We start from the raw sequence: 26020 nt of genomic DNA, 5'->3' as shown, positions 1-26020 counted from the left end.
TCCTACAGGTGTCTTTTGACCAAAACCTTGACAGTCTCTGTGGAAAACATTTTACAATGTATGTCAACAGGGACCGTGCAATTTCCGTAACGAATCCGACTCGCATTGGGGTACAACATCATGTTCAAGAAAATCATTGCTTCAGTGGCCGTGGCGGGCGCACTGACGCTGGCAGTTGCGGCTCCCGGTGTAGTCTCTGCTGCTCCCGCGGCAGATTCCAGCACAGTAAGCGCCATTGGGAACTGGCCGGACCCTATGCGGTCCACCACCACGGCGCCCAAGAAGGACAAGTCCGAGACGACCATCTCTACGATGTCCATCGGCAACTGGCCCGACCCTATGTAAAACAATTGTAGTAAAAGAAACCCCGGAGCGTGACGAGCGATGCTCCGGGGTTTTCTTTGTGCCCTGCCTTCGGTGGCCACTGAAATCATAGTGAGGCGCGGCGGGGACGCCAATCGGCACGATAGTACATGTGGATAGGTGCGGTGAGTTGACAGACTTAAAACAAAAATGGCGCCGATTTCTCGACGCCATTTTCGTGTTTGGTCGGGATGACAGGATTTGAACCTGCGACCTCTTCGTCCCGAACGAAGCGCGCTACCAAGCTGCGCTACATCCCGATCCGCTGCGAAAGCAACTGTTCAAGAATAGCCGAAACGTCCCGTGATGCGAAATCGAGGAGCCGGTGTGCCTCGTCACAGCTGCGACGCTGCGAACGCTACACCAGCGAGTCCCGCCACGCCCCATGCAACTGGGCAAACCGTCCGCCACCGCTAATCAGTTCAGCAGGGGTTCCATCCTCCACAATGCGTCCGTCGTGGACCACCAAGACCCTGTCCGCCGTCTCCACTGTGGAAAGGCGGTGGGCAATGATGATCGCCGTCCGAGCTCCCCTTCCGCCGGCCACTCCCTCCAACAGTTTGGACAATCCCTGCTGGACCATGCGCTCAGAAGGGATGTCCAGGGATGACGTTGCCTCGTCCAGGATCAGCACAGCCGGTGCGGCCAGGAAGGCGCGGGCGAAGCCGATGAGCTGTCGTTGACCCGAAGAAACCCGGCCACCGCGCTTGTTGACGTCTGTGTCGTAGCCTTCGGGGAGGCTCATGATGAACTCGTGGGCTCCCACTGCTGCAGCGGCGGCCTCGATTTCGGACCGCGACGCCTCGGGCCTGCCCAAGGCGATGTTGTCCGCCACGGAGCCGCTGAAGAGGAAAGCTTCCTGCGTCACCATCACCACTGCACGGCGGAGATCCGTGGTGGACAGGTCCCTGAGATCAACACCGTCAAGGGTGATCGCACCGGAGGTGACATCGTAGAAGCGTGCCACGAGCTTGGCCAGCGTGGACTTGCCCGCTCCCGTCTGGCCAACCAGCGCAACAGTCTGCCCGGCAGGGATGTGCAGGTCCAGCTTGGGAACCACCACCTTGCCGTCGCTGTAGCCGAACTCCACGCCCTTGAAGTCGATTTCGCCGCGTGAGCTCTTCAACGGCACAGGGTTCTTCGGCGGGCGGACAGTAGGTATTTCCTCAAGAAGTCCGGACACCTTTTCCAGCGCTGCCTGGGCGCTCTGGAACGAGTTGTAGAACATGGCCATCTGGTCCACCGGCTGGAAGAAGCGTTTAGTGGAGAGGATCAGTGCCAGCAGGACGCCGACAGCCAAGTCCCCACTCAGCACGCGGAAGCCGCCAAACAGCAGGACCACGGCCACACAAACATTGCCGATCAGCACCAAGCCCGGCTGGAAAATGCCGTTCAGGTTGATGGAGCGGACGGTGTTCTTGCGGTAGTCCTCAGCCAACTCGCCGTAACGGGATGCATTCTCGCGCTCTTTGCGGAACGCCTTCACCGCACGGATACCGGTCATGGTCTCCACAAAGTGCACGATCAGGCGCGCGGACACCACGCGGGATTCACGGAACGCGATCTGCGAATGCTTCTGGTACCAGCGGGCAAGGAAGAACATGGGCACGCCGGCCGCGAGGACTATCAGTCCGCTTTGCCAATCCAGGGCAAAAACAGTCACAGCGGTGAACACCATGAACAGCATGCCGGAGGCCAAGGAGCTGACCCCGGAATCCAAGAGTTCACGCAACGCCTCAAGGTCCGAGGTTTGCCGGGCGATGATGCGGCCCGAGGTGTACTTCTCGTGGAACTCGAGGCTCAACCGTTGGGTGTGCCGGAAGACCCGCAGGCGCAAATCCAGAAGCATTGCCTGGCTGAGCCGGGCAGTGGAGGTCACATACAGCGCAGTCATCCCAGCAGTGGCGATCGCGGCCGCCAGGTACAACGAACCAGCAAGCACCAGGGGTCCGTTGTCGCCAGCCTGCAGCGCAGGCAGGGCGTTGTCGATGCCAAAGGCGATCAGCGCAGGCCCGGCAACCCGGGTGAGCTGCGAGACCACCACCATCGCAATCGTTAGCCAGAAACGCAGCCGCACGGGACGGATGAGTGAGGCAAGCAAGGTGAGCGACCGGCGTCGTACGGCTTTGCTGTCCGCTTTGGTGAGGTGTGTGTTGTCCTCGTTGGCCGTGCCAAAAGTTGCGGCGCTCATCGGCGGGCCTCCTCGGCTTCTTCGAGCTCGTCCAGTTCGGTGTCCAAGTCCTTCGGGCCGGCGTCCAGGCTGGCGATGACATAGCGGTAGTGATCGTTCTCGGCCAACAGTTCCGTATGGGTTCCGACGGCGGTAATGGTTCCGCCTTCGAGCAAGGCCACCCGGTCCGCCAAGGCCACCGTGGAAGGTCGGTGCGCAACGATCAGTGTGGTTGTCTCGCGGAGGACCTCGCGCAAACGGGCTTCCACGCGTTCTTCCGTGTTCACGTCGAGGGCGGACAAAGGATCGTCAAGGACCAACACCTTGGGCTTGGCGGCGATGGCGCGGGCCAGTGCAATGCGTTGCCGCTGGCCACCTGAAAGACTCAGTCCTTCCTCGCCGATCAAGGTGTCCACGCCATCCGGAAGTGAGTAGGCAAAGTGCGCTTGAGCCACATCCAGGGCCTCATCCAGGGCTGCGTCGCTGGGATCAGGGGCTCCGAGGAGCACGTTGTCCCGCACGGAACTGGAGAACAACGTGGTGTCCTCGAAGGCGACTGCCACGATTCTCCGGAGCTCATCGATGTCGTAGTCGCGGACATCCACGCCGTCGATCGTCACCGCACCCGAGGTCACGTCATACAGCCGGGGGACCAGCTGGAGCAGGGCGCTCTTGCCGCTACCCGTAATGCCCACCAGGGCCATGGTCTCGCCGGGGCGGATGTCCAGGGTGACGTCGTGCAGGAGGGTACCGCCGTCGTCGAACCCGAAACCTGCGTGCTCAAAGCGCAAGGCGCCCTTTAGGGTTTCCGGAACCGTGGCGTGGTCCGGGGAGGTGATGGTGTTTTCCGTGTCCATCACCTCGAAGTGGCGGTCCAACGCGGTCTTGGCGGTCAGCGCCATGGCCAGCAGCATGCCCGAGAATTCGACGGGAGTGGCCACCACCGCGGCTGTGGCAAAGAACGCCACCAGCGCGCCGATGCTCAGTTGTCCGTTAGCCACAAGCATGATGCCCACCACCAGACCGACGCCCAGCGCCAGCTCCGGCAGCAAAGTGACCACCAGCGTGAACCCGGCTTGCTGCTTGGCCTTGGCGATCTCGGTCTGACGAAGTTCCTCAGCCTGGCCGTTGAAGTTCTCAAGGGCTTCGCGGCTCCGCCCAAAAGCTTTCAGCACGCGGATGCCGTGGACGGATTCCTCCACGGTGGTGGCGAGGTCGCCGGCCTGGTCCTGACTGAGGCGGGTGACCAAGCTGAAGCGGCGGCGGAAGCGGAACGAGTTGATCATGATCGGCACGGCCGCTGCAAGGAAGATCAGTGCCAGCTGCCAGCTCATGGAGAACATCACGCCCACGCCGATGATCACCGTCAGCGTGGTGACTACCAACATGATGGCGCCGAACGCCATCCAGCGGCGCAGGAAGCTCAGGTCCGTCATGGCGCGAGAGAGCAACTGACCGGAACCCCAGCGGTCGTGGAACGCCACGGTGAGCTGTTGCAGGTGGCCGTAAAGGGTCACGCGCATCCGGGTTTCCACCGTGGTGGCGGGGTTGATGACGAACTGCCGGCGCAAGGCCACCAGCCCGGCTTCAGCAATGCCCAAGGCAAGAATCACGACGGCGGCAATCCAGACGGCGTCCGTGGAACCGCCGGGCTGCAGGGAGTTGTTGACCAGGACCCGCAGCACTTGCGGGATGGTCAGCGCGACGATGCTCGCCAGCAGGGCGCAGATGAGCCCCATGAAGAGTCGGGGGAGGATAGGCCGCACATGAGGGTACAGGCGGCCGACGGAGGTAAAGAAAGACGTTTGCTTGGACATGCCCGCTTCTCAACAGCTGGATCTTCAGATGGTGCGGAGGTAGTTTCCCGTAGCAACTACCCTATGCCATGGCGTGATTCGTTTCACAGGACAACGCAACGTTGGTGAAATGTTTGACCCAGTTATTGAGGATCGTAATGATCCCCTGGCTTGGCTGCGGGGTACCTAATTGCGCGGCGTGAGCGTCAGCAGCACGGCTTCCGGGCGGCAGGCGATGCGGACCGGTGCGAAGCGAGACGTGCCGATACCGCCGGAGACGTTTACCGGCGTCGTGAAGCTATCGCTTTCCCAATCGTGGAGGCCTTTGGCGCGCCACGTAGGAAGGTCGCAGTTGGCCACCAGCGCCCCGTAGCCGGGGATGCAGATCTGGCCGCCGTGTGTGTGGCCGGCAAGGACCAGGTCTGCTCCGGCCTCGGTGAAGTGATCCAGCACACGCTGGTACGGAGCGTGAATGACGGCCACCTTCAGGTGGGGGCGGGCGTCTTGGTTGACCGTTCCGCGGGGCCAGCCAGCATAGCGTTCACGGCCCAGGTGCGGATCATCAACTCCCGAGAAATCGAATCGCAAACCGTTCAGCACCACTGACTGGGCGCGGTTGGTGAGGTCGATCCAGCCGCCCATTCCGAACGCCGAGCGGAGCTTGGGCCAGTCAAGGGCGATGGGGTCGGTTCGCATCCGCGAAGGACCGCGGAAGTAACCCGCCGGGTTCTTGATTCGCGGGCCGTAGTAGTCGTTGGAGCCCGGTACGAATACGCCGGGGAACTCCAGCAGTGGTCGAAGTGCCTGGATCAGGGGGTCGATGGCTTTGGCGTGGCTAAGGTTGTCACCCGTGTTGACCACAAGGTCAGGCTTGAGGTCTGCCAGCGATTGCAGCCACTGCGTCTTCTTGTCCTGGCCTGGGACGAAGTGAATATCGCTCAGGTGCAGGACCCGGAGCGGCCCGGATCCCTCCGGAAGAATGGGCAGGGTTTCGTGGCGGACCTCGAACTGGTCCTTCTCCCACCAGCCGTAAGCGGCGGCCGCTGCACCTGCTGCTGCGCCGACGGCAGCAGTGACGGCGAAACCGCGCCCGACGGTGCGGACGCGGTTTGCCAATGAATCACTGAAGGTCATGATCAGTTCTTGTTGCCGTTGCCGTTGCCGTTGCCGTTGTTACCGTTCCCGTTGTTGCCGTTACCGGAGGGCGGGGCGGGGTTGGGCGCTGTTGACGGCGTGTTGGACGGGGAGTTGTTCCGCTGCGGCGCGGGAGCCGTACCGAGCAGGTTCGATGGCGGCTGCTGGAACGGGTTGGTTCCGTACGCAGGTGCCACAGCCAACATGTAGTTGGTGAACTGCGGACCGGCGATCATGTAACCGTCGATTGAGGGGTAAAACTTGCCGTTGATGGTCAGGTTGCGTCCGTAGCGCGACTGATCAGCCAAAGGATCGCCGAACCAGGAGGCCGTTGCCAAACCTGAGGTGTAGCCCACTACCCAGGTGGAGCCGTTGGTGTCGTTGGTACCCGTCTTTGCAGCCACCGGGAAGTTCTTGGAGTTCAGGGCCGGACGGATCAAAGAGCCGGAACCTTCATCCAGCACCTTGCCCATGGCGTAAGCAACGCCGCGGGCCACTTCAGGCTTTACGGCATCTTTACAGCTGGAAGACTGGGCAGGAAGCTGAGCTCCGGACTGGTCCTTCACCGAGGTGATGGCAATCGGCTCGCAGTACTTGCCGTCGGCTGCGAATGTTGCAAAGGCTGCAGCCATGGTGAGCGGAGCCGTTTGCGTTGCGCCAATGAGGTTTGACAACCGTGTCATGGGAACCTGGGGGTTGGGATCCGTGACCTTGCCCGTATTGTCACGCGTGGGAAGACCGCCGTGGATGCCGGTGGCGTCCACAATTCCCTGAATGCCACAGAGGTCAACCTGAGCAGCTGAAGCAAAAGTCGCGGTGTTGATGGAGTTCATGAGGCCATAGAGGACAGTCATGTTCCGGTAGTAGCCCAAGTCCGAGTTTTGCAGGTCAAAGCTTCCCGGCACGTTGGCGTCATAGAAGCCGTCCGTCGGTGTAGGACAGGTGTTCTTCCAAGGGAAGTTGACGCCGTATTTACGTTGGGCCGCGTTGACGTTCTGGTTCATCGACTTGCCCTCGTTCAGCCACTGGGCAAACGTGAAGGGCTTCATGGTTGAACCGGGCTGGAACCCGCCAATGCCATTGAGGTCATTTCCGTCGGCGTCGAGGACGTCCACGTTGAAGTTCTGCGTCTGATCGAACTTGCCCTCTTGAGGCAGCCACACAGTGTTTTGCGCCATGCTGACGATCTGGCCGGTGCCGGGCTGGACGGAGACGATCGAGGCGCCCCACTTGTCCGGGTTTGCGCCCGCCGTCGCGTCAACCTGCTGCTGAGCTACGTTCTGTGCTGTCGGGTCGAGGGTGGTCTGGATGGTGAGGCCGCCGCGCTGGACACGCTTGATGCGTTCTTCCTGGGTATCGCCGTAGGCAGGATTGTTGAACAGCAGGTGCAGCACGTAGTCACAGAAGTACGGCGCCATGGTGGCGTAGGCGCAGCCCTGGCGCGCCGGGGTGACCTGCGTGGTGACCGGGGTGGCAACAGCTTCGTCGTACTGTGCCTGGGTGATCTTGCCCTGATTGACCATGGCTGCCAGCACAAGATCACGGCGCACCTTGGCGTTGTCCGGGTTGGCAATCGGATCGAACGCAGAGGGGCTGTTCACAAGGCCGGCCAGGAGGGCCGCCTGCGGAAGAGTGAGGTCCTTGGCAGTGGTGCTGAAGAAGAACTTTGAGGCAGCTTCAATTCCGTAAGCGTCACGGTTGAAGAAGACGATGTTGAGGTAGCCCTCGAGGATCTGCTCTTTGGAGAACTTCTTCTCCAGGGCGATGGCGAGCTTCATTTCGCGGAGCTTGTCGCCCACGCCCTTGCCGCCACCGTTGAGTTTGACGTCTTCTTCGCGGTCGGACGCCACCAGGGACTCGTTGATGACGTTGTTCACGTATTGCTGCGTGATGGTGGACGCGCCCTGCTTGTTGCCACGGGCGGTGCTGACGATGGCTCGCATGATGCCGGTGGTGTCGATGCCGCCGTGCTCATAGAAACGGCTGTCCTCGATCGCGATGACAGCGTCCTTAATGAACGGGCTCATCGAATCCAAGGGAACCTTGGTCCGGTTCTCCGCGTAGATCGAGGCGATCGGCGTACCGTCCTTCGCCAGGATGGTGGTGTTCTGGCTGGGCGGATCCACCTGAAGTTCCGCCGGCAGAGTGTCAAAGAACTGAATTGAACCACTTGCGGCACTGCCCGAAACGGCGGCGGCGGGGACCAAAAGGCCCGCGACCAGGACGCCACAAATCGCGCTCACACCAAGGAAGCCTAGAATCTTTCCGAGGGTGGTGGCAGTGTCGAATAGTGGGTTCTTGCGAGTCACCATGTTTTCCACTTTACCGGCAAGGGCTAGGCTTTCTGTCATGACCAAATGGGAGTACGCCACGATTCCGCTCATTATTCACGCTACAAAGCAGATCCTGGACCAGTGGGGCGAGGACGGCTGGGAGCTCGTCCAGGTCGTCGGTGGACCCGATGGCAAAGGCCTCGTAGCATACCTGAAGAGGGAGAAGCAGTAATCATGACAACCCCCGCAGAAACCACGTCTGCCGCGGAATCCGGCGCCCCCACGTCTGCTGTTGAGCAGCGTCTGGCCGAGCTCGGGTTGACCCTGCCTGAGGTAGCCGCGCCGGTGGCTGATTACGTCCCCGCAATCGTTTCCGGTAACTACGTCTACACGTCCGGCCAGCTGCCCTTTATTAACGGCAAACTCGAAGCTACGGGCAAGGTGTCCCTCGGCGAGTTGGGCACGTCCGACGAACCCACTGTTGACCCGGAAGACGCCAAACGTTACGCCGCTCTCTGTGCCATCAACGCCCTCGCTGCAGTCAAGAGCGTCATCGGCGATCTGGACCGCGTCACCCGCATCGTCAAAGTTGTGGGCTTCGTAGCCTCCGAGTCCACCTTCACCGGACAGCCCGGCGTGATCAACGGTGCGTCCGAACTCCTGGGACAGGTATTCGGTGACGCCGGCAAGCACGCACGCTCCGCCGTCGGCGTTTCTGTCCTGCCGCTCGACTCTCCCGTTGAAGTCGAGCTCATCGCTGAATTCAGCTAAGGAACCGGTTCACCCACGTGCCACAGCTTGCCCGCCGTCTGTTTGTACTGCCCCCGGAACTCGAAGGGGCAGCACAAAACTGGCTTGAGCTTGGCGAACGGACCCCCAGGGCCGCCCGCTACGCCTCCTCCGTTGTGCTGTTGCGCGATTCGCCCACCGGCTTGGAAACCTGGCTTGGATACAGGCCGGGTTCCTCGCCGTTGGGCGTTGTCGCGTTCCCGGGCGGTTCTTTGGACCCGTCCGACGACGACCCCGTCGGCTGGTTGGGCCCGTCACCTCAGCATTGGGCTGAGCAGATGGGAACGGACGACGTCGGACTCGCCCGCCGTCACGTAGTGGGCGCCATCCGCGAACTCTTCGAAGAAACGGGTGTCCTGCTCGCAGGCCCTGACGCTTCTTCCACGGTCGAATCGAACTCCACCATTGACTGGATGCGCGCCCGCGAAGCCGTGGCCGCCCAGGAGAAGTCCTTCACGGAGATGCTTACCAAGCGCGGGCTGTCCCTCCGCACCGACCTCCTGAAACCCTTGGTGAACTGGCTCAGCCCGGACTTTGCGCACGCGCGTTTCAACACCCGGTACTTTGCCGCCACTGTCCCGGTGAACCAGCAGCCCAGCATCCTGGGCAGCAAGGGTGTGTGGGGCCGCTGGGTGTGTGCCTCCCAAGCCATTGCACTGCGGGACACCTCAGCACTTGGTGATGAGATAGGCCAGGAGAATACTGTGGGCCTCAAGCTCGGCCAGCTCCTGGTGCCGGGCTCGGAAATCATGCTCGAAAAAATGGCCAACGCCAACGGCTGCATCGCGTATCTGAGCTATAAGCGCAAAGCGCACGTGTACCAGGCGAAACTGGTGGATGAGGGTGGCATCCTCATGCTCGAGGTCGAAGCCGCCCGCACCGTGGCAGGGGAGCCCCAGCGCGAACGCTAGGCCTTCCGACGCTCTCTCACATCCCTCGTGTTTGAGGTCGACGCTCTCTCACATCCCTCGGGTTTGAGCCGGTCGCTCTCTCACCGGCAAAGTCGTTATATCGAGTCAGCCAAGTAATCGATGGCCAGTTTGTAGCCCAGAACCCCCGCACCCACGATGATCGCGTTGCACACGCCGGACAGGTACGAATGGTGGCGGAACTCTTCACGCTGGTGCACGTTGGTGATGTGCACCTCGACGGCGGGCAGCTGCACAGCCGCCAAGGCGTCGCGAAGGGCCACGGAAGTATGCGTGTAGGCGCCGGCGTTGATCACAATTCCGACGGCGGTGCCTCGCGCTGCGTGGATGGCGTCCAGGAGGTCGCCCTCGTGGTTGGACTGAACGCAGTCAACAGTGAATCCATGGGCGGCCGCAGCTTTCATGGCCAATTGCTCCACGTCAGCCAAGGTGGACGTTCCGTACTTCTCCGGTTCGCGGGTGCCCAGAAGGTTCAGGTTGGGGCCGTTGATCACAAGGATGGTGCCGCGACCGGTTTCGGTGGCAGGAGAGGCTTCAGTCATGACTCCCAATCTATAGCGGTGCGGGAGTGCGCGGGAATTGTGCCCACAGGGTGAGCGAGGGTGCCCTGAAAACAGTCACTATGTGAGAGAGCGACGTCCAAACAGCCGCGTGATGTGAGAGATCGTTAGCTATTTACGGGTGCACTGGCCAGCCGATACGGGACTGCTCAGACCGGGAGCCTGCGCAGCCACGGGTTCCAGGTCCGCCATGGTGAGCGCGAAGCCGAGAGCGGCGTCGGTGGTGGTCTTGGCGAAGATCAGGCCGGCCACCTGTCCCTGCGTGGTCAGCAGCGGACCGCCCGAGTTACCCGGCTGAACGTCGCCTGCCAGCCTGTAGACCAGCTCAGGCGAAGGATTGTTGCCATAAATGTCCGGAACCAGAATGGTTGAAATGCCTTGGACAGTGGCCGGCTTGGATTGGAAGGGACCGCCGTGCGGGTATCCCGCGAAAGCGGCAGAGCTGCCTGCGGGCAGGTCGGCACTCAAGGTCAGCGGGCTGGACTGCAGTCCGTCCACGGCCAGCACTGCGATGTCCCGCTGGGAGTCGAAGTAAACCACCCGACCCGGCAACGCGCCGCCGTCGGGCACTTCCACAACAGGCTGCGACACGCCCGCCACAACGTGCGCGTTGGTGACGACGCGCCCGGGCGAGACAACAAATCCGGATCCGGTCTGGTTCTGCCCGCACTCGAATGCGGTGCCGGCGATCTTGAGGACGGAATCCGCAGCCTGGTTCAGGGCAGGTGTGTCGGTTGACTCGTTGGGAACGGGCACCGGTGTGACAGGCCCGATGCCCTCGATGAGCTTAGGTATTCCGTCACCGATCACCGTGGACCGCAGCTGAGCCATGGTGCTCTTGACGGGCGTGGGCGTCAGGTTGTCGATGTAGCGAATGACGCGGGACTCGGCCAACTGCTGCGAAACGAACGGCACACCCAGAGAGCTGATGCTGAAGGCCAGCATGGACATCACCAGCGCCGCCACCACCACACTCACCACGCCGCCGATCAACCGGTCCACCGCATGCAGCGGATTGATCCGCACGGCGTGGCGGACTTTACGCCCGATCATGGTGCCCAAGCCATGCCCCAAAGCAATAAGCACGACGGCGGCACCCACCGTGGCGGTCAGCCTCCAACCGCTGTCGGTCACCCAGCCGCTGACGAGGGGCACGGCCATGAAGGCAGCAATAGCGCCGACGATGAATCCCGCGATTCCACCCAGCGTGACCATAAAGCCGTTACGCAGGCCATAGATCAGGTAGGACAGCAGCATCAGAATCAATGCCAAATCCAATATCGTCAAGCCAAACACCAATGCTCCTCACAGCCGGGTAGCGCCAATTCTAGGTGTCCACCCTGACAACCAACCGTTAGTCCGGTCACGATATGGGCCGTTTAGTCCGCTGTGAGAGGCTTCAGAGTGGGTCGTATGCCCCGAAATCCGCGCCATTTCAGCGTTTCACGTGCCAAGTACGTCACAGAAGCTTAAAAATTCTGAAACAATGGCCTGAGCGCCACGACCGAAACTTATATTCAGGAGATTTCATGGACATCGAGGTATTGCGCCGCGCACCCCTCTTCGCCACCCTTGACGACGACGCATTCCGCTTGCTGACGGACGAACTCACCGAGGTGGACCTTTCACGTGGAGCGTCGGTGTTCCGCGAAGGTGATCAGGGTGACCAGCTCTACTTCATCGTTTCCGGCAAGGTAAAGCTCGGCCGCACGTCCCCCGACGGCCGCGAGTCGCTTCTGGCCATCCTCGGCCCGGGTGAGCTCTTCGGCGAAATGGCGTTGTTCGACCCCAGCCCGCGTACCGCCACGGCCACCGCCGTTTCGGAAACCCGTCTGGCCGGCCTCAAGAACGAGAGCCTCAACGCTCTGCTCCGCACGCGTCCCGAGGTTTCCGCGCAGCTGCTGCAGGCTCTGGCCCGCCGCCTTCGCCGTACCAACGACTCGCTGTCCGACCTCGTCTTCTCTGACGTCCCGGGCCGTGTTGCCAAGGCCCTCCTGGACCTGGCGGACCGCTTCGGGCGTCCTGCCACCGACGGCGTTCTGGTTGCCCACGAGCTGACCCAGGAAGAACTGGCCCAACTGGTGGGCGCTTCCCGCGAAACCGTGAACAAGGCACTGGCCGAGTTCGTCCAGCGCGGATGGCTCCGCCTGGAAGCCCGCGCCGTGGTGATCCTGGACATGCAGCGCCTCCGCCAGCGCTCACGCTAAACAGCTACGAAAAAAAGCCGCCCCGGTTTCGCCGGGGCGGCTTTTTTGTCTGTGGATGTGAGAGAGGGTTCGGTTTTAGCCCGGGGGATGTGAGAGAGGGTCAGAGGGCCGTGAACCGCAGCAGGATGGCGTGCTCCGGGTTCAGGACGGGCATCGGAAGGCCTACCTCGGCCAGGAACCGACCCGTTGCTTCGGCCCCGGACGCCAGCCAGGGTGCCGGCTTGGCCTCAATGAACGTGTGCCCGTGGTCGGCGTCACCCGGGGAGGGGAAGATGGCTTCCACACGGTATGCACGCGAAGGATCCAACCCCGGAATAGCCACACGACCGGGCTTTTCCGTAAGGCCCGTCCGCGTCTTCACCACAGCGAAAAGCGCCGCCGTGGCACCCACCGGGGTGCCGCCGTCGGACTCGTTAGCGACCACGCCGTGCACCATCAGCGACTCGTCCGGCACATCGGCGCGCACCATCCGTCCACTGTGGATGAGTCCGCGGTGCTCCTTGTAGAGGCCGATGAAGCGCTTGAGTTCCTGACGCTCCGCCCCGGTGACGGAGCGGACATCCCACTCCATGCCGAAGTGACCGAAAAATGCCGTGATGGCACGGAATGAGAGGTCGTGCGTCCGCCCGGTAGTGTGCGATGTTGTGGGCCCAATGTGCCCGCCCACCAGCTCCGGCGGAACCACCATGCCGGTCCAGCGTTGGATGGTTTGCCGTTCCAAGGCGTCGTTGCAGTCCGAGGCCCAGATGCGGTCGGTCCGCTCCAGGATTCCAAGATCCACGCGGGCGCCGCCGGAGGAGCAGCTTTCGATCTCTACCCCGGGGTGTGCCGCTCGGAGCGCATCGAACAGCCGGTACGCCGCCAAGGTCTGTTCGTGTACCGAAGCCCGGCCCGCGTGGCCATGTTCCAGGAGGTCCCGGTTTTGGTCCCACTTGAGGTAGCTGATGTTATTCTCGCGCAGAAGAGTGTCCATGCGCTCGTAGATGTATTGCCACGCGTCCGGATTCACGAGGTCGATCACGTGCTGCTGCCGCCACTCAAGAGGCAGCCTGCCACCGTCCTTGTAGGACGTGGCTGAGGGCCCCACGATCCACTCCGGATGTGCCCGGGCGATGTCGGAGTCCAGGTTCACCATCTCCGGCTCCACCCAGAGCCCGAACTCCATGCCCCGGCTGGTCACGGCATCAATCAAAGGCGTCAGACCGCCAGGCCATACGGTTTCGTCCACGTACCAGTCGCCCAACCCGGCGTGGTCGTCACGGCGCCCGCGGAACCAGCCGTCGTCGAGCACGAAGCGCTCAACCCCAAGGTCGGCGGCCGACTCAGCCAGCTCGATCAGGGTGTCCAGGTTGTGGTCGAAGTACACCGCTTCCCAGGTGTTGAGGACTACTGGGCGGGCCTTACCGGAAACTGCCCCCACATGGTGTGGCCGCGAACGGAACCAGGCGTAGAAGGCCTCCGAAATCCCGTCCAAACCGCGGTCAGAGTATGCGGCAAACAGTGCCGGCGTGGTGTAGCTTTCCCCGGATTGCAGCACCACTTCGGCAGGTCCCAACAGCTCGGAGCCGCCCACCATGGTGCGGCCATCGGCAATGCTGTCCGCAAACTGCTCGTGGTTCCCGCTCCAGGCCAGATGTGTCGCCCACACCTTGCCGTGCCTGTTCCCAAAACCGGCAGTTCCAGCGGCGAGCAGCAGTGACGAGTCATGCCCGGTGCGGCCGTGACGGCCCGTGCGGACCCAGGTTCCCTGCTGAATGGTCCTGCGCTGCGGATGCCGCTCGCGGCACCAGCGGCCGGTCAGGTCCAGAAGTTCGACGGCGTCTGGCGCCACCGGGAGCATCGTCGCCAGTTCGTCTACTTGGAAAGGCGACGTGCCGTGGTTGCTGACCGTGTGCTTCAGTTCGAGAAGCCCGCCCGGGTGCAAGGTGAGGGTGGACGTGACGGTGATGCCGGCGTCGGGGTCCGCTTGGACAATCACCGCTGTGCCGCCATTCACCGTCGCACTCACAACCCGCAGGCGTACTGAGAAATCAAAGCCCGGCACGCCGTCCGTGAAGCGGTGCCCGCGAAGTCCTGGCCTGCCCTGCCACGATGACGATGCTTGGGGGAGGAGCCCCGCCGGGACGTTAGCGTCGATGGACGACGGCGGAATGGGCTCGTTGAGGATGGCAAGGTCAGGCAGTGTGTCGCCCAGATCGGCTCCCCAGTGGATGATCTCAGCCTCTCCGCGATGGGTGCTGATGACCAAGCTGGTACCTGCGGAACGGAGGTGGAGCGGTTGCATAAGGGTGGGTCGCTTTCATGTCGATGCGCCCCGAGGCGGGGCAGGTACGTGTGTTGCGAGGCCCGCTCCGCGGGATTCGGGTGGTTTATAACCCGCAGAGCGGGCCTCGCAACGGGATCTACTCGAGTTGAGTCTATGAGTGATGAGAGGCGTTCTACTTGAAGAGCGCGTTGACCTGTTCGTTCGCGGCTGTCAGCGAACTCGCCGGGGCCTTGCCGGCGATTACCGCGTCCACAGCAGGCTTCATGATTCCCGCAACCTTGGAGGCATTGTCCGTGATGGGAAGCATGAAGGTGGTCTTGTCCGCCACATGCTGGGTGAAGGCGCTGACATCCACGTTCTTGGCCTTGAAGGCCTCTGCAGCCTTCTCGGAGGAGGTGCTGATGGCCGGGAAGACCACGGCCTTGGAGGCCACAACGTCCTGGCAGGCGGTGGAGCCGAGGTATTCCACCCACTTGATGGCGGCGTCCTTCTTCTTAGTACCAGCCCACACGGAATCGGCCAGGCCGTTGAACATGGAGGCACGCTTGCCTTCGGGGCCCTGCGGTGTGGGGGCGATGCCGAGGTCGATTCCCTTGTAGCCGGTGTACTGGCCGATCATCCACGAACCGTTGCTGTTGATGGCTGCTTTGCCTGCTCCGAAGCTGTCGGCGGCGTTGGCGCCAACGGTGGTTTCAAGTTTGGGCATGTAGCCCTTTTCGGCGAGAGAGGCCCACCAGTCGATGGTGTCCTGGAGCCTCTTGTCGTCGTAGTTGAAATGGGTGCCCCACGGGTTCTTGTCGGTGGTGGTCCAGCCAGTGGTAGCGGAGAGGTAGCTCCACTGCGTCTGGCCGGCGTTCTCGGCATCGGAGCCGGGCAGGCCCAAGCCGTAAACGGCAACATTGTTCTTGTCGAAGCCTGCTTCGTCGCCGCGTTTGCCGTTCTTGTCCACAGTGAGTCGGGCGATTGCTTTCTCGTACGTTCCGCCGTCCTTCGGGTTCCAGGTCAGGGAGCCCATCTCTTCAGGGGTGATGCCGGCGTCGGTGGCCATCTTCTGGTTGAAGAACAAAGCCACGGTGTCCCAGTCTTTGGGCAGGCCGTAGCGCTTGCCATCTTGGCCAACCCAGAGGTCTGCGAGGCCTTCGTTGTACTGGGAAAGGTCTATCTTGTCCTGGGCGATGCTGTCGTCAAGGGCCACCAGTTGCTTGGTCTTGAGGAACTCCGGGTACTTGGAGAGGTGGTCCGTGAAGACGTCAGGTGCAGTGCCGGAGGCCATGCCGTTGGTGATCTTGGACCAGTAGTCATCCCAACCGGTTTGGGTGATTTTGACGGTGATGTCCGGATTGGCCTTGGTGAAGTCCGTGGCGCACTGCTGGTAGGCAGGGAGCTGGTTGGCGTCCCAGAGCCAATAACTGATCTCGCCCTTGGCGGCGTCTCCTCCGGAGCTTCCGCCGGCGCAGGCGGAGAGTGCGAGGACGGCGGCTGCTGCGACGGCGACGGCGCCGACTGCCTTCTTTTTCATCATGGTTGGTCCTTTCGGGACGGGAGGGTGCGAGCCGGCACAGGCCGGTTTTTGCGGGTGGAAAGAGAAAGAGCTATTTGGTGCCGTTGAAGCCGATGGAGTTGACAATCCGTTTGCCGAAGATGGCGAAGAGGATCAGCACCGGCGTAGCAGACACGAGCGTTGCGGCCATGAGCCCGGACCAGTCCGGTGCGCCTTGCGGGGACTGGGATTTGAAGACTCCGAGTCCCACGGTGAGCACCCTGGATTCCTCGGACGTGCCTACGAGCAGCGGCCAGAAGTATTCGTTCCACTGACCCATGAAGGTCAGAAGCGCCAGGGTGGCAATCGGGGCAGCGGCGTTGGGCATGATGATCTGGAAGAAGATCCGCCAGTGCTTTGCGCCGTCCAGCATTGCAGCTTCTTCAACTTCCCTGGACATGTTCAGGAAGAACTGGCGCATGAAGAAGATCGCGAACGGGGTCATGAACAAGTAGGGCAAAACGAGTCCGAGCATGGAATTCAGCAGGCCCAGGTTCTTGATGAGCAGGAAGTTGGGGAGGGCAGTGAAGATCGGCGGGACGAGCATGGTGGCAAGGAACAGCGAGAAGACTGCGTCGCGGCCTTTCCACCGGAGCCGGGAGAAGGCATAGGCGGCCATTGAGCTGAAGAACACGGCGCAGGCTGTAGTGATGCCGGAAAAGAGCAGCGAGTTCCAAAGGTACTGCCAGAAATTGATCGAAGCACCCGAGCCGCCTTCTGCGATAGCGTCGGCGGCACTTTGGAGGCCGAAGACCCGCTTGAACGCGCCAAGATTAAAGTCGGCGGGCAGCAGGTTGGCGGAGTTCGCTGCGAGGGAGCCGTTGGAAGACAGGGCCGTGCGCAGTACCCAGTAGAAGGGCAGGATGCTCACGGCGACGGCCAGGGCGAGGAGGGTCAGGGCGATGGCGCGGCGCCAGTTGAAGGGGCGGCTGAGCGGGCGACGCCGGCTGCCGTTCTTGGGTGAGGCAAGAGTGGTCATGGCGAGTCCTTAGTCCAGGTCCGACTGGTTGCCGCGGAGGAACTTCATCTGGATGAAAGCGACGATGGCGAGGATGAGGAAGAGGATCACAGCCAGGGCGGAGCCATAGCCGAAGTCCTGTTCATTGAAGGCGCGTTGATAGATGTAGAACTGCAGCACGCGGGTGGCGTTAACAGGACCGCCGGCCGTCGTGACGGCAACAGTGTCAAAGACCTGGAAAGAACCGATCACGGTTACTACCAGGACCAGTACCAGGACTGGCCGGAGCAGTGGCAGGGTGATCCGCCAGAAAGTGCTCATGGCCTTGGAGCCGTCGATGCTGGCGGCCTCATAGACACTGTTCGGGATTGCCTGGAGTCCGGCGAAGATCAGGAGAGCTGTGTAGCCCATGTGCCGCCACGTGTTGATGAGAGCCTGGGTGGGGATGGCCCATTGCTCGCTGCCGAAGAAGGCTACCCGGGGCAGCCCGGTCCATTCGATGATCTGGTTGATGATGCCGATCTGGTAGTCAAGCATCCAGAACCACAGGAGAGCCGCAATGACATTTGCCATCAGATAGGGCATCAGAAGCGCACCGCGGACGAGGGTGGACTTTGCGACGCGGTGCATCAGGATTGCAAGGCCCAACGCCAATGCCGTCTGAAGAACAATGTTGATCACCACGTATTCCGAGGTGACGCCCAAAGCGTTCCAGAACAGCGGATCCTTGGCTATGCGTTCGTAGTTCCGCGTGCCGATCCATTCCGGGTCGCCCAGGATGCTGTATTCAGTGAAGCTGAGGTAGATGCCCCGGATGGTGGGGACGAGGTAGAAGAGGATCAGTCCGAGCATCGCTGGAGCGATGAAGAAGAGTGCAACCTTGAGGTCCCCTACTCCGCGGAACCCGTCGGCTGGTTTCACCCGCTTGCGTGACTTCCGCGGCGCCCCGACGGAGGAGAGCTCCGGATCCGGTTGCTTGGTGAGCGTGGTCATCGTCGACCCTTTCGTGACTGTGATGTGCATAACAACTGGATGAGAATCTACACGAGTAGATTTGGTGATAGCAATAGCGGAGGCAAAATTTTGGTGAAAAATGTTCAAAGATGTTCTTTCTGTTGACTCGAGTAGATTCCGATGCAAAACTCGACAGGACAGTCACACAGGGACACAGCGGAGGCTGCTTTGGCAGTCCCAGGGAAGGTAAACAATGACGTTTTCGATCGGGGTTGTGGGTGCCGGGCAGTTCGGCAGCCAGTTCGCCCACCTGTTCAAGCTCCACCCGGGCGTCAGCGCGGTTTATGCAATAGATGAACTCCCTGAGCGGGCAGTTGCAGCGCAGGAACGCTGGGGACTGGACGGCGTAATGGGCAGCTTTGAAGAGTTGCTGGACTCCGACGTCGATGCTGTCGCCATCTTCACGCAGCGCTGGACTCACGGACCACTGGTAGAGCGGGCCCTGCGTGCTGGAAAGCACGTCTACTCAGCGGTGCCGATGGCCATATCCGAAGAGGAAATTGAACGGATCATTGAGGCCGTTCGAGAGACCAAACTGGTCTACGCCATGGGTGAGACCAGCTACTACAACCCCGCCACGGTCTTCGCCCGGCAACAACATGCAGCAGGTAAGTTTGGCCGCATCTTCTACACCGAGGGTGACTACGTCCACGACATGGACCTGGGCTTCTACGAGGCGTACCAATACAGCGGTGGTGATCGGTGGAAGGAAACCGCCAGCTACCCGCCCATGCTCTACCCCACCCACGCCATAGGTGGGGTCCTCGGCGCCGTCCCCGGCCATGCGGTCAGCGTCAGCTGCATCGGCGTGAAGGACCAGCACGGGGATGGCGTTTTTGATAAGGACGTCAGCATGTTCGCCAACGACTTCTCCAACGCCACGGCGCTGTTTGAAATGAACGACGGCGGCGCGATGCGCACCAACGAGATGCGCCGGGTGGGGTACCCCTCCCACATCCGGGAGTCCCGCTTCCGTTTCTTCGGCACCGACGCCAGCTTTGAGCAACTTGCCACCACCACCGTGTGGCAGGACAAGTCCACCGTGGAAGACGTGTCCGAGCAAGTGGAAACCAAGCCCACCATGTCCCTGGATGACCCGGCCCTGGCGGACGTGGCGCCGGAGCTGCGCGATGCCTTTATCTCCGGGCTGGCTCCGGTCCATGACCAGTCCAGGCTTCCGCAGGAATTCCTCGGAGCGCCCAACGGGCACGAAGGAAGCCACCAATTCCTGGTGGACGACTTCGTCACGGCCGTAAACAACCGCAGCCTTCCTCCCGTTAATGCCTGGGTCGCGGCCCGGTTCACGTTGCCGGGCATCATTGCCCACGAGTCCGCGCTCCGTGGCGGGGAGCGCCTTCCCATCCGCGACTTCGGTGATGCTCCCGTGGAGTAGCTAGCATTTACCTCATGACAACTTCGGCGGTACAAACCTCGCGCGGCCCGGTTACACGCAAAGACGTGGCCCGGTACGCCGGGGTGAGTACCGCCGTCGTGAGTTATGTGGTGAACGGAGGGCCCAAGAACGTGGCCCCGGGGACGGAAGCCAAGGTTCGCGAGGCCATCCGCGTCCTTGGATACCGACCCAACGCTGCGGCCCGTGCCCTGAAGTTGGGATCCAGCGAGACCATTGGCGTGGTGGTTCCGGACAACACCAACCCGTTCTTCACTCAGCTGGCCCACGCTGTGGAAGATGCGGCCGCGGAACTTGGCTTCGGCATGGTGCTCACCAACTCGGATGGAAGCCTTACCCGCGAACGCAAGAACATCCGTACCTTGGCTGCCCGGCAGGTGGACGGGGTATTCCTGGCCAGCTGCGTGTTCGATCCCGATGTCACGGAACTGGAGGCCTCCGAAATCCCCTCCGTTTTGTTGAATAACGCAGGCTCACCGCCGGGAATCAACAGTGTGGGTGTGGACCTGGAAGCCGGTGCCCGTGCCGCCGTGGAACATCTGATAGGCCACGGCCATACGAACATTGGCTTGGCGATCGGCACCAATACGGGGAACCAACTGGACGGGCGCGAAGTAGGCTGGCTGGCCACTTTGCGTGACGCCGGACTGCCGGACGGACCCATGCTTCACGGTCCCTTCACCCGTCCGGGCGGGTACGAGGTAGGCAAGCGTTTCCTCTCCATGGCCAACCGTCCAACGGCGATCTTTGCCAGCAATGACATGCAAGCCATCGGTATCCTCAGGGCGCTTCATGAGGCAGGCGTCAGGGTGCCCGAGGACCTGGCGTTGGTATCCTTCGACGGCTCCCTGGACTCCGAATACAGCTGGCCTGCGCTGACCACCGTTGCGCAGCCCGTCAAGGCGATGGCCGAAGCCGCGGTGCAGGCACTGGTGGGCAAGGGCCGTGGCGATGAGCTGAAACACCAGATCCTCTCCACCGAGCTGATCATCCGGCAGTCCTGCGGCTGCAAATAACCCGGGGATGACGACGGCGGTGGGCCGGGTTACGAATCCATGCTCGCGTAGCGCTCGGGGCGGGCCAGCACCTGGCTGATCTGCGCCGTTCCCGCGGCAACAGCCAGCCGGACCAGCAGGAAACCGGCGGCGAACACCCCACCGATGGTCAGGAACACCACGGGCTGGGTCAGCAGCACAGCACCCGTGAGCGGCAGGACCAGAGCAGCCGCCGCAGCCGCGGATATGCCGGCAACCAGAAACAGCGGCGACATGACGGCTTTGACCCTCGCCGCCACCATGAGTTTCTGCGGCATTCCAACACGGTCCAGTGCCACCAGGGTGGAAGCCCTGTCCAGCACTGCAGCTGCTTGGTTTACACCCGCAGAGCAGGCGACCATCAGGAACGAGCCCAGCAGGGTGATCATCACTCCGGTGTTGATGTCCCGGACAAGGAGCGTAGTTTCAGCGTCGCCCCCGGTTCCCATGGTGTCCGCCACCGCCATGCCGACGCCCACGAACACGCCCACAAAACTGGTCATCGCGACGCCCCCAACTTGCCGCCACGATTCTTTAGGGCTCTCCAGCACGGTCCGCGCGGCCAGCAGTTGCTCAGGCTTCTTGGCGTGTTTGAGTTGCGAGGACGCCCGCAGCCGCAGGATCCACGGTCCCATGAGGTTCAACGCCAGCAAAGCCAGGCCAAAGCAACCGCCCATCACCGCGATGATCACAATGAACGCGCCGAAGCTGCTGAGCATCCCCATAGCCACCACTCCGATGACCACCACCACAGCTGCGATGAGTCCGCGAACCCAGTGCGCGCCGTCGGCCGTTTGCCGGGTCCGGACGCCCAACGGCGTCACCACAACTTTCCGCAGCCCCAACGCGGCACTCGCCGCTGCAAGGACACAGACGGCCAGCACGCAGCCGAGGATGGACGGCACTGACAACCATGCATGGCTTCCTATTGCTTGTCCCCGGAACTGGATCAAACCCAGGAACGGCGCTGCGCAGGCGTATAGCCCCGCACCAGCCACAGCTCCCACGGCCGCGAGGACGGTTGACTCAATGACGGTCATCCAGACCACCGTGGCGCTGTTGGCGCCCAGCAACCGCAAGGATGCCAAACGGTCATCACGACGGCGGGCGGCGAGTCGGGCGGCCGAGGCGCCGAGCGTCAGCAAAGGGATGATCAGCAGCACCATGGCGACCACGGCCAAGGCCTGGTAGGTGCCCGCGATGTCGTCGGACCAGGACCAGAAAACCTGTGAACCACCGGCAACGGTGAGCAGCAGGGCCGTAACCGTCCCGAAAGCGAGGGTGGGGAGCCCGGCGTCGCGAAGACCGGCTTCCCGGAAGCTGCTTCCGTTGCTTCGTGCCAGGTAGGGGGTGAGGCGCAGGGCCATGGAGAGACTAGACATTGAAGGCACCCTTGAAGTTGGTGGTGGCTGGCGCGGCCGGGCCGGAAGCCGGAACTGTTCCGCTGTCTGCCACGATCCGGCCGTCGCGCAACTCCACAACGCGCTCGCACCGGGCAGCAACGTTGGGATCGTGCGTGACCACCAGAAGTGTCCGGCCGTTCTCAGCCACAGAGTGCAGGAGAACGTCCAGGACTTCGCTGGAGGTGGCCGAATCCAAAGCGCCGGTGGGCTCGTCAGCGAAGACAACCCGGGCCCCGGTGACCTGGGCGCGGGCGATGGCCACGCGCTGAACCTGCCCGCCGGAGAGTTCGCCCAAGCGGCGTTGTTCCATCCCGGCGAGGCCCAGGGCTGCCAACCATTCGGCGGCCCTGGTCTCTGAAGTATTGCGGTCCGTGCCGTTGAGCATCAGGGCCAGTGCCACGTTCTCCAAGGCAGTGAGTTCCGGCAGGAGCATGCCTTGCTGGAAGACGAAGCCGAACTCCTCACGACGCAGGCGGGACAGCGCAGCATCTCCCAAGGTGTCCAGCCGCAGAGGCGAGGACGGAGTATTCAAGGTGATGGCACCGGCGTCGGGCCTCAATATCCCGGCGAGGCAGTGCAAAAGGGTGGTCTTGCCGGAACCTGAGGGGCCGATGATCGCAATGGACTGGCCGGCGTTGGCTGTGAAGTTGACGTGGTCCAGGGCGATGCTGCCGGGGTAGTGCTTGGTGAGCTGCTGGGCGTGGAGGATGGCGTTCATATATCCAGCATCCCTGCGGGCGTTACTCCGCGGCATCAGTCCCGCGGCTGAAGTCTGCGGGGCGGCCTCCACCTGCGGTATGAGACCTATGTGTTAACTACGTGGTTCAGGCCTCGGCGATCCGCAGCTTGGCCACGTTTTCGGCCAGCACGCGCCGGGCGTCTTCACCAAGGAGCGAGTCCGTGATCAGCTCGTCCGCTTCTTCCAGCCGGGCGATCGAGGCGATGCCCACCACGCCCCACTTGCTGTGGTCGGCCAGAATGACTGTGCTCCGGGCGGATGTCATGAACGCTCGGTTGGTCTCGGCTTCCAGCAGGTTCGGAGTGGTAAAGCCGGCGTGGGCATCCATGCCGTGGACACCCAGGAACAGGACGTCCAAGTGGAGTTGCTTCAGCGATGACGTGGCAATGGGGCCTACCAGGGCGTCCGACGGTGTCCGCTCGCCGCCGATCAGGATCACTGTGGACCCGAAGCGTGCCGGGCCGGACGAGGAGCCGTGGTGGAAAAGATCGGCGATCCTCACCGAGTTGGTGACCACGGTGATGCGGGGCCCGTTGACGAGTTCCTTCGCCAAAGCCCAGGTGGTGGTGCCGGCGCCAAGGCCGATCGCCATGCCTTCCTGGACCAGGCTCGCGGCTTCCAACGCGATGGCGTGCTTCTCCGCGGGCAGCTGTGTGGACTTGAGTTCGAAACCGGGCTCGTGGGTGCTCGCATCGCCGGGAATCTTGGCTCCGCCGTGAATGCGCTCAACGCGGCCGGCTTCCTCGAGCGCTTCAATATCGCGGCGCACAGTCATGGGGGAGACGCCCAACAATTGCGCGAGGTCCGAGACCCGCACCACGCGTTCACGCTGGACGGCGTCGATGATGGCTGAGTGGCGTGCTGCCTGAAGCATCAGGGCCTTTCTGGGGAACCTCGTCAAACATGGGGCTGAGTCTGGCTCCAGTCTAGGGCGCACGGCACCAGCAGTACGGCAGGCCAGGCGCGTCAATGTCACCGCTGCGTCACGCAGGGTCCTTAACGCTCGACGGCGCCGCTCGCCTGGGGAGGTGAGCGGCGCCGTCGTGAATTACCTACTTGCGGAGGGAGTCCGCAATCTGGGTCATGATGCCGGGGTCTGCCAGGGTGGTGGCGTCGCCGGTGTCGCGGCCTTCTGCGATGTCCTTCAGGAGGCGTCGGACGATTTTGCCGGAACGGGTTTTGGGAAGTTCCGGGACGATCAGCAGTTGCTTGGGCTTGGCGATCGGGCCGATTTCCTTGCCTACGTGGTTGCGGAGTGCCAGGACGGTTTCGTCGCCGTTGTTCACGGCGTCACCGCGGAGGATGACGAACGCGACGACGGCCTGTCCGGTGGTCTCGTCAGCGGCACCTACCACGGCTGCTTCGGCCACGGACGGGTGGCTGACCAGGGCGGACTCGATCTCCGTGGTGGAGAGGCGGTGACCGGAGACGTTCATGACGTCGTCCACGCGGCCCAGGAGCCAGACGTCGCCGTCCTCGTCCTTCTTGGCACCATCACCGGCAAAGTACATGGCCTCGAAGCGGGACCAGTAGGTGTCCTTGAAGCGCTCGGGGTCGCCCCAGATGCCGCGGAGCATGGAGGGCCACGGTTCGCGGACCACCAGGTAGCCGCCTTCACCGTTGGCTACCGGCTGGCCGTTTTCGTCCACCACGTCCACGGCGATGCCGGGCAGCGGAACCTGCGCCGAGCCGGGCTTCGTGGCGGTGACGCCGGGCAGCGGCGCGATCATCTGCGCACCGGTTTCGGTCTGCCACCAGGTGTCCACGATCGGTGCCGGGTTGTCCTTCTTCTCGCCGTTCTTGCCGGCGTTGGCGCCTATGACGTCCCGGTACCACATCCACGCTTCGGGGTTGATGGATTCGCCCACGGAGCCCAGGACGCGGATGGAGGAGAGATCGTACTTGTCCGGGATGTCCCGGCCCCACTTCATGAACGTCCGGATCGCAGTGGGGGCGGTGTAGAGGATGGAGACCTTGTACTTTTCCACGATTTCCCACCAACGGCCCTGGTGCGGGGAGTCCGGGGTGCCTTCGTACATGACCTGGGTGGCGCCGTTGATGAGCGGTGCGTAGGTGACATAGGAGTGGCCGGTGACCCATCCGACGTCGGCGGTGCACCAGTAGACGTCCGTTTCCGGGTGGAGGTCAAAAACGGCCTTGTGCGTGTACGCGCCCTGGGTGAGGTAGCCGCCGGTGGTGTGCAGGATGCCCTTGGGCTTGCCGGTGGTGCCGGAGGTGTAGAGGATGAACAGCGGGTGCTCGGAGTCATGCCCGACGGCGGTGTGCTCGGTATCTGCCTTGTCTACGGTGTCGGACCACCAGAGGTCGCGGCCTTCCACCCAGTTGACGTCCTCGCCGTTGCGCTTGACCACCACAACGTTTTGTACGGTGTGGCCTTCTTTGGAGAGGGCTTCGTCCACCGCTGGCTTCAGGGCACTCGGCTTGCCGCGGCGGTAGGTGCCGTCCGCGGTAACAACGAGCTTGGCTTCGGCGTCCTCGATCCGGGAACGCAGCGCGTCCGCGGAGAATCCACCGAACACTACCGAGTGCACGGCCCCGATCCTGGCGCAGGCAAGGAGCGTGATCACGGCTTCAGGGATCATGGGCAGGTACACGGCCACGCGGTCGCCCTTGGCCACGCCCAGGGACTCGAACGCGTTGGCGGCCTTCTTGACCTCTTCGGTCAGCTCCGCGTAGGTGTAGCTGCGGGTGTCCCCGGGTTCGCCTTCGAAGTAGATGGCCACGCGGTCGCCCAGGCCGTTTTCCACGTGCCGGTCCAGTGCGTTGTAAGCGGCGTTGATCTCGCCGCCCACGAACCACTTGGCGAATGGCGGGTTGGACCAGTCAAGGGCTTCGGTGAAGTCCTTATCCCAGGTCAACAGTTCACGGGCCTGCTTGGCCCAGAACGCGGGACGGTCCGCTTCTGCCTCAGCATAGGCGTCGGCGCTTGCGACCGCGTTCGCGGCGAACTCTGCAGAAGGGGCGAACTTGCGGTTCTCGTGGAGGAGGTTTTCAAGCGCCTCGACGTGCGGGGCCGAACCGTTGTGAGCTGTTGAAGCTGCAGCGGTGGCCGTGGATCCGGTGGTGTCCTGGGACATGGTGAACCTCATCATTCATCGATCTTTGCTGCGCGGATCCTGACGTGAGGTCCCCGCCCGGGCCGTCGTCGGCGTCGAGCGCTTCCCCCAAGGGTCCGCAAAGTGCTGTCCGGCATCAACACTATCGCTTCAAGAAGTCGAACGTGGGCGTCGTCACAAATGCGGCCGTGAACGGCGCGGATTTAGCGACGAATGGCGGCTGTGGCGGTGGGGAACCGTTTACATGACGCACGACGGCGGCACCGGGCTGCCTTTGCTGGCGGGCTTACTGTCGGCCACATTCTGTAAGGAACCTTGGAGTTTGCTGTGGGCGAAGCCGTATGGCCGTTTTCAGCT

Annotated in this window: 21 protein-coding genes and 1 tRNA gene; 7 read left to right on the top strand and 15 right to left on the bottom strand. The window is 62.6% G+C overall.

All coding sequences use genetic code 11. From position 1 onward, the window contains the following. Positions 1-120 precede the first annotated feature (120 nt). Entirely contained in the window at positions 121-345 is a 225-nt protein-coding gene (locus LDN70_RS17020; protein WP_142938020.1) for a hypothetical protein, read from the top strand. 201 nt (positions 346-546) lie between these two features. Here LDN70_RS17020 and LDN70_RS17015 read toward each other — a convergent pair. The 5 genes from LDN70_RS17015 to LDN70_RS16995 all read right to left on the bottom strand — a co-directional run bounded on the left by LDN70_RS17015 (position 547) and on the right by LDN70_RS16995 (position 7814). Further along, positions 547-623: transfer RNA gene (locus tag LDN70_RS17015), tRNA-Pro, on the bottom strand. A 98-nt stretch (positions 624-721) separates the two neighbouring features. Next, positions 722-2554, bottom strand: coding sequence for an ABC transporter ATP-binding protein (locus tag LDN70_RS17010; RefSeq protein ID WP_223940871.1), 1833 nt, complete (start codon positions 2552-2554; stop codon positions 722-724). Continuing rightward, positions 2551-4350, bottom strand: a complete 1800-nt coding sequence (locus LDN70_RS17005) for an ABC transporter ATP-binding protein (protein ID WP_223940870.1) — start codon at positions 4348-4350, stop codon at positions 2551-2553. Before LDN70_RS17005 ends, LDN70_RS17010 begins: the two co-directional genes overlap by 4 nt. Positions 4351-4515: 165 nt before the next feature. Beyond that, complete coding sequence (locus LDN70_RS17000) at positions 4516-5463, bottom strand: metallophosphoesterase (protein WP_223940869.1); 948 nt, start codon at positions 5461-5463, stop codon at positions 4516-4518. Positions 5464-5465: 2 nt separating this feature from the next. After that, on the bottom strand, positions 5466-7814 hold the full coding sequence (locus tag LDN70_RS16995; protein WP_223940868.1) for a transglycosylase domain-containing protein: 2349 nt from the start codon (positions 7812-7814) through the stop codon (positions 5466-5468). Here LDN70_RS16995 and sp36 point away from each other — a divergent pair. Genes sp36 through LDN70_RS16980 form a run of 3 tightly spaced genes read left to right on the top strand, consistent with a single transcriptional unit; the run spans position 7813 to position 9436 of the window. Further along, the gene (gene sp36, locus LDN70_RS16990; protein WP_011775990.1) at positions 7813-7968 is read left to right on the top strand and encodes a Sp36 family protein; all 156 of its coding nucleotides are present in this window, start codon (positions 7813-7815) and stop codon (positions 7966-7968) included. The genes LDN70_RS16995 and sp36 overlap by 2 nt on opposite strands. Positions 7969-7970: 2 nt before the next feature. Further along, positions 7971-8507, top strand: a complete 537-nt coding sequence (locus tag LDN70_RS16985) for a RidA family protein (protein ID WP_142938025.1) — start codon at positions 7971-7973, stop codon at positions 8505-8507. Positions 8508-8524: 17 nt separating this feature from the next. After that, positions 8525-9436 carry an NUDIX hydrolase gene (locus LDN70_RS16980; protein WP_142938026.1) on the top strand — a complete coding sequence of 304 codons (912 nt, stop codon included), beginning with the start codon at positions 8525-8527 and terminating at the stop codon, positions 9434-9436. Positions 9437-9531: 95 nt separating this feature from the next. Here the strand turns inward: LDN70_RS16980 and aroQ are convergent, their stop codons facing one another. Both aroQ and LDN70_RS16970 read right to left on the bottom strand, forming a co-directional pair. Then, positions 9532-9996, bottom strand: a complete 465-nt coding sequence (gene aroQ, locus LDN70_RS16975) for a type II 3-dehydroquinate dehydratase (protein WP_166841849.1) — start codon at positions 9994-9996, stop codon at positions 9532-9534. 129 nt (positions 9997-10125) lie between these two features. Continuing rightward, complete coding sequence (locus tag LDN70_RS16970) at positions 10126-11310, bottom strand: MarP family serine protease (protein ID WP_223940867.1); 1185 nt, start codon at positions 11308-11310, stop codon at positions 10126-10128. 233 nt (positions 11311-11543) lie between these two features. Between LDN70_RS16970 and LDN70_RS16965 the strand changes: the two genes are divergently transcribed. Further along, on the top strand, positions 11544-12221 hold the full coding sequence (locus tag LDN70_RS16965) for a Crp/Fnr family transcriptional regulator (protein ID WP_011775987.1): 678 nt from the start codon (positions 11544-11546) through the stop codon (positions 12219-12221). A 100-nt stretch (positions 12222-12321) separates the two neighbouring features. Here the strand turns inward: LDN70_RS16965 and LDN70_RS16960 are convergent, their stop codons facing one another. From LDN70_RS16960 to LDN70_RS16945, 4 genes are all read right to left on the bottom strand, one after another. After that, the gene (locus LDN70_RS16960; protein WP_223940866.1) at positions 12322-14505 is read right to left on the bottom strand and encodes an alpha-galactosidase; all 2184 of its coding nucleotides are present in this window, start codon (positions 14503-14505) and stop codon (positions 12322-12324) included. A gap of 154 nt (positions 14506-14659) precedes the next feature. Then, entirely contained in the window at positions 14660-16009 is a 1350-nt protein-coding gene (locus LDN70_RS16955) for an ABC transporter substrate-binding protein (protein WP_223940865.1), read from the bottom strand. 70 nt (positions 16010-16079) lie between these two features. Further along, positions 16080-17006 (bottom strand): carbohydrate ABC transporter permease, encoded by a 927-nt coding sequence (locus LDN70_RS16950; protein WP_142938031.1) that lies wholly within the window; start codon positions 17004-17006, stop codon positions 16080-16082. A gap of 9 nt (positions 17007-17015) precedes the next feature. Further along, positions 17016-17978 (bottom strand): carbohydrate ABC transporter permease, encoded by a 963-nt coding sequence (locus LDN70_RS16945; RefSeq protein WP_464093493.1) that lies wholly within the window; start codon positions 17976-17978, stop codon positions 17016-17018. A gap of 214 nt (positions 17979-18192) precedes the next feature. Between LDN70_RS16945 and LDN70_RS16940 the strand changes: the two genes are divergently transcribed. Continuing rightward, a complete protein-coding gene (locus LDN70_RS16940) occupies positions 18193-19392 on the top strand; it encodes a Gfo/Idh/MocA family protein (protein WP_223940864.1) in 1200 nt (399 codons plus the stop codon). A gap of 14 nt (positions 19393-19406) precedes the next feature. Further along, entirely contained in the window at positions 19407-20426 is a 1020-nt protein-coding gene (locus LDN70_RS16935) for a LacI family DNA-binding transcriptional regulator (RefSeq protein ID WP_142938033.1), read from the top strand. A 29-nt stretch (positions 20427-20455) separates the two neighbouring features. On the opposite strand, the gene LDN70_RS16930 is transcribed toward LDN70_RS16935, so the two are convergent. From LDN70_RS16930 to acs, 4 genes are all read right to left on the bottom strand, one after another. Beyond that, complete coding sequence (locus LDN70_RS16930) at positions 20456-21826, bottom strand: FtsX-like permease family protein (protein ID WP_223940863.1); 1371 nt, start codon at positions 21824-21826, stop codon at positions 20456-20458. Beyond that, on the bottom strand, positions 21819-22565 hold the full coding sequence (locus LDN70_RS16925; RefSeq protein WP_223940862.1) for an ABC transporter ATP-binding protein: 747 nt from the start codon (positions 22563-22565) through the stop codon (positions 21819-21821). The genes LDN70_RS16930 and LDN70_RS16925 overlap by 8 nt, the downstream gene beginning before the upstream one ends. A gap of 106 nt (positions 22566-22671) precedes the next feature. Further along, positions 22672-23460 (bottom strand): DeoR/GlpR family DNA-binding transcription regulator, encoded by a 789-nt coding sequence (locus LDN70_RS16920; RefSeq protein ID WP_166841862.1) that lies wholly within the window; start codon positions 23458-23460, stop codon positions 22672-22674. A 178-nt stretch (positions 23461-23638) separates the two neighbouring features. Continuing rightward, on the bottom strand, positions 23639-25684 hold the full coding sequence (gene acs, locus LDN70_RS16915; protein ID WP_223942676.1) for an acetate--CoA ligase: 2046 nt from the start codon (positions 25682-25684) through the stop codon (positions 23639-23641). Positions 25685-26020: the final 336 nt, after the last annotated feature.

Source organism: Arthrobacter sp. StoSoilB22 (assembly GCF_019977315.1).
In the GTDB taxonomy this organism is placed as follows: Bacteria; Actinomycetota; Actinomycetes; order Actinomycetales; family Micrococcaceae; genus Arthrobacter.
The sequence above is the reverse complement of the archived record's forward strand: the minus strand, read 5'-3'. Positions and strand labels throughout refer to the sequence as shown.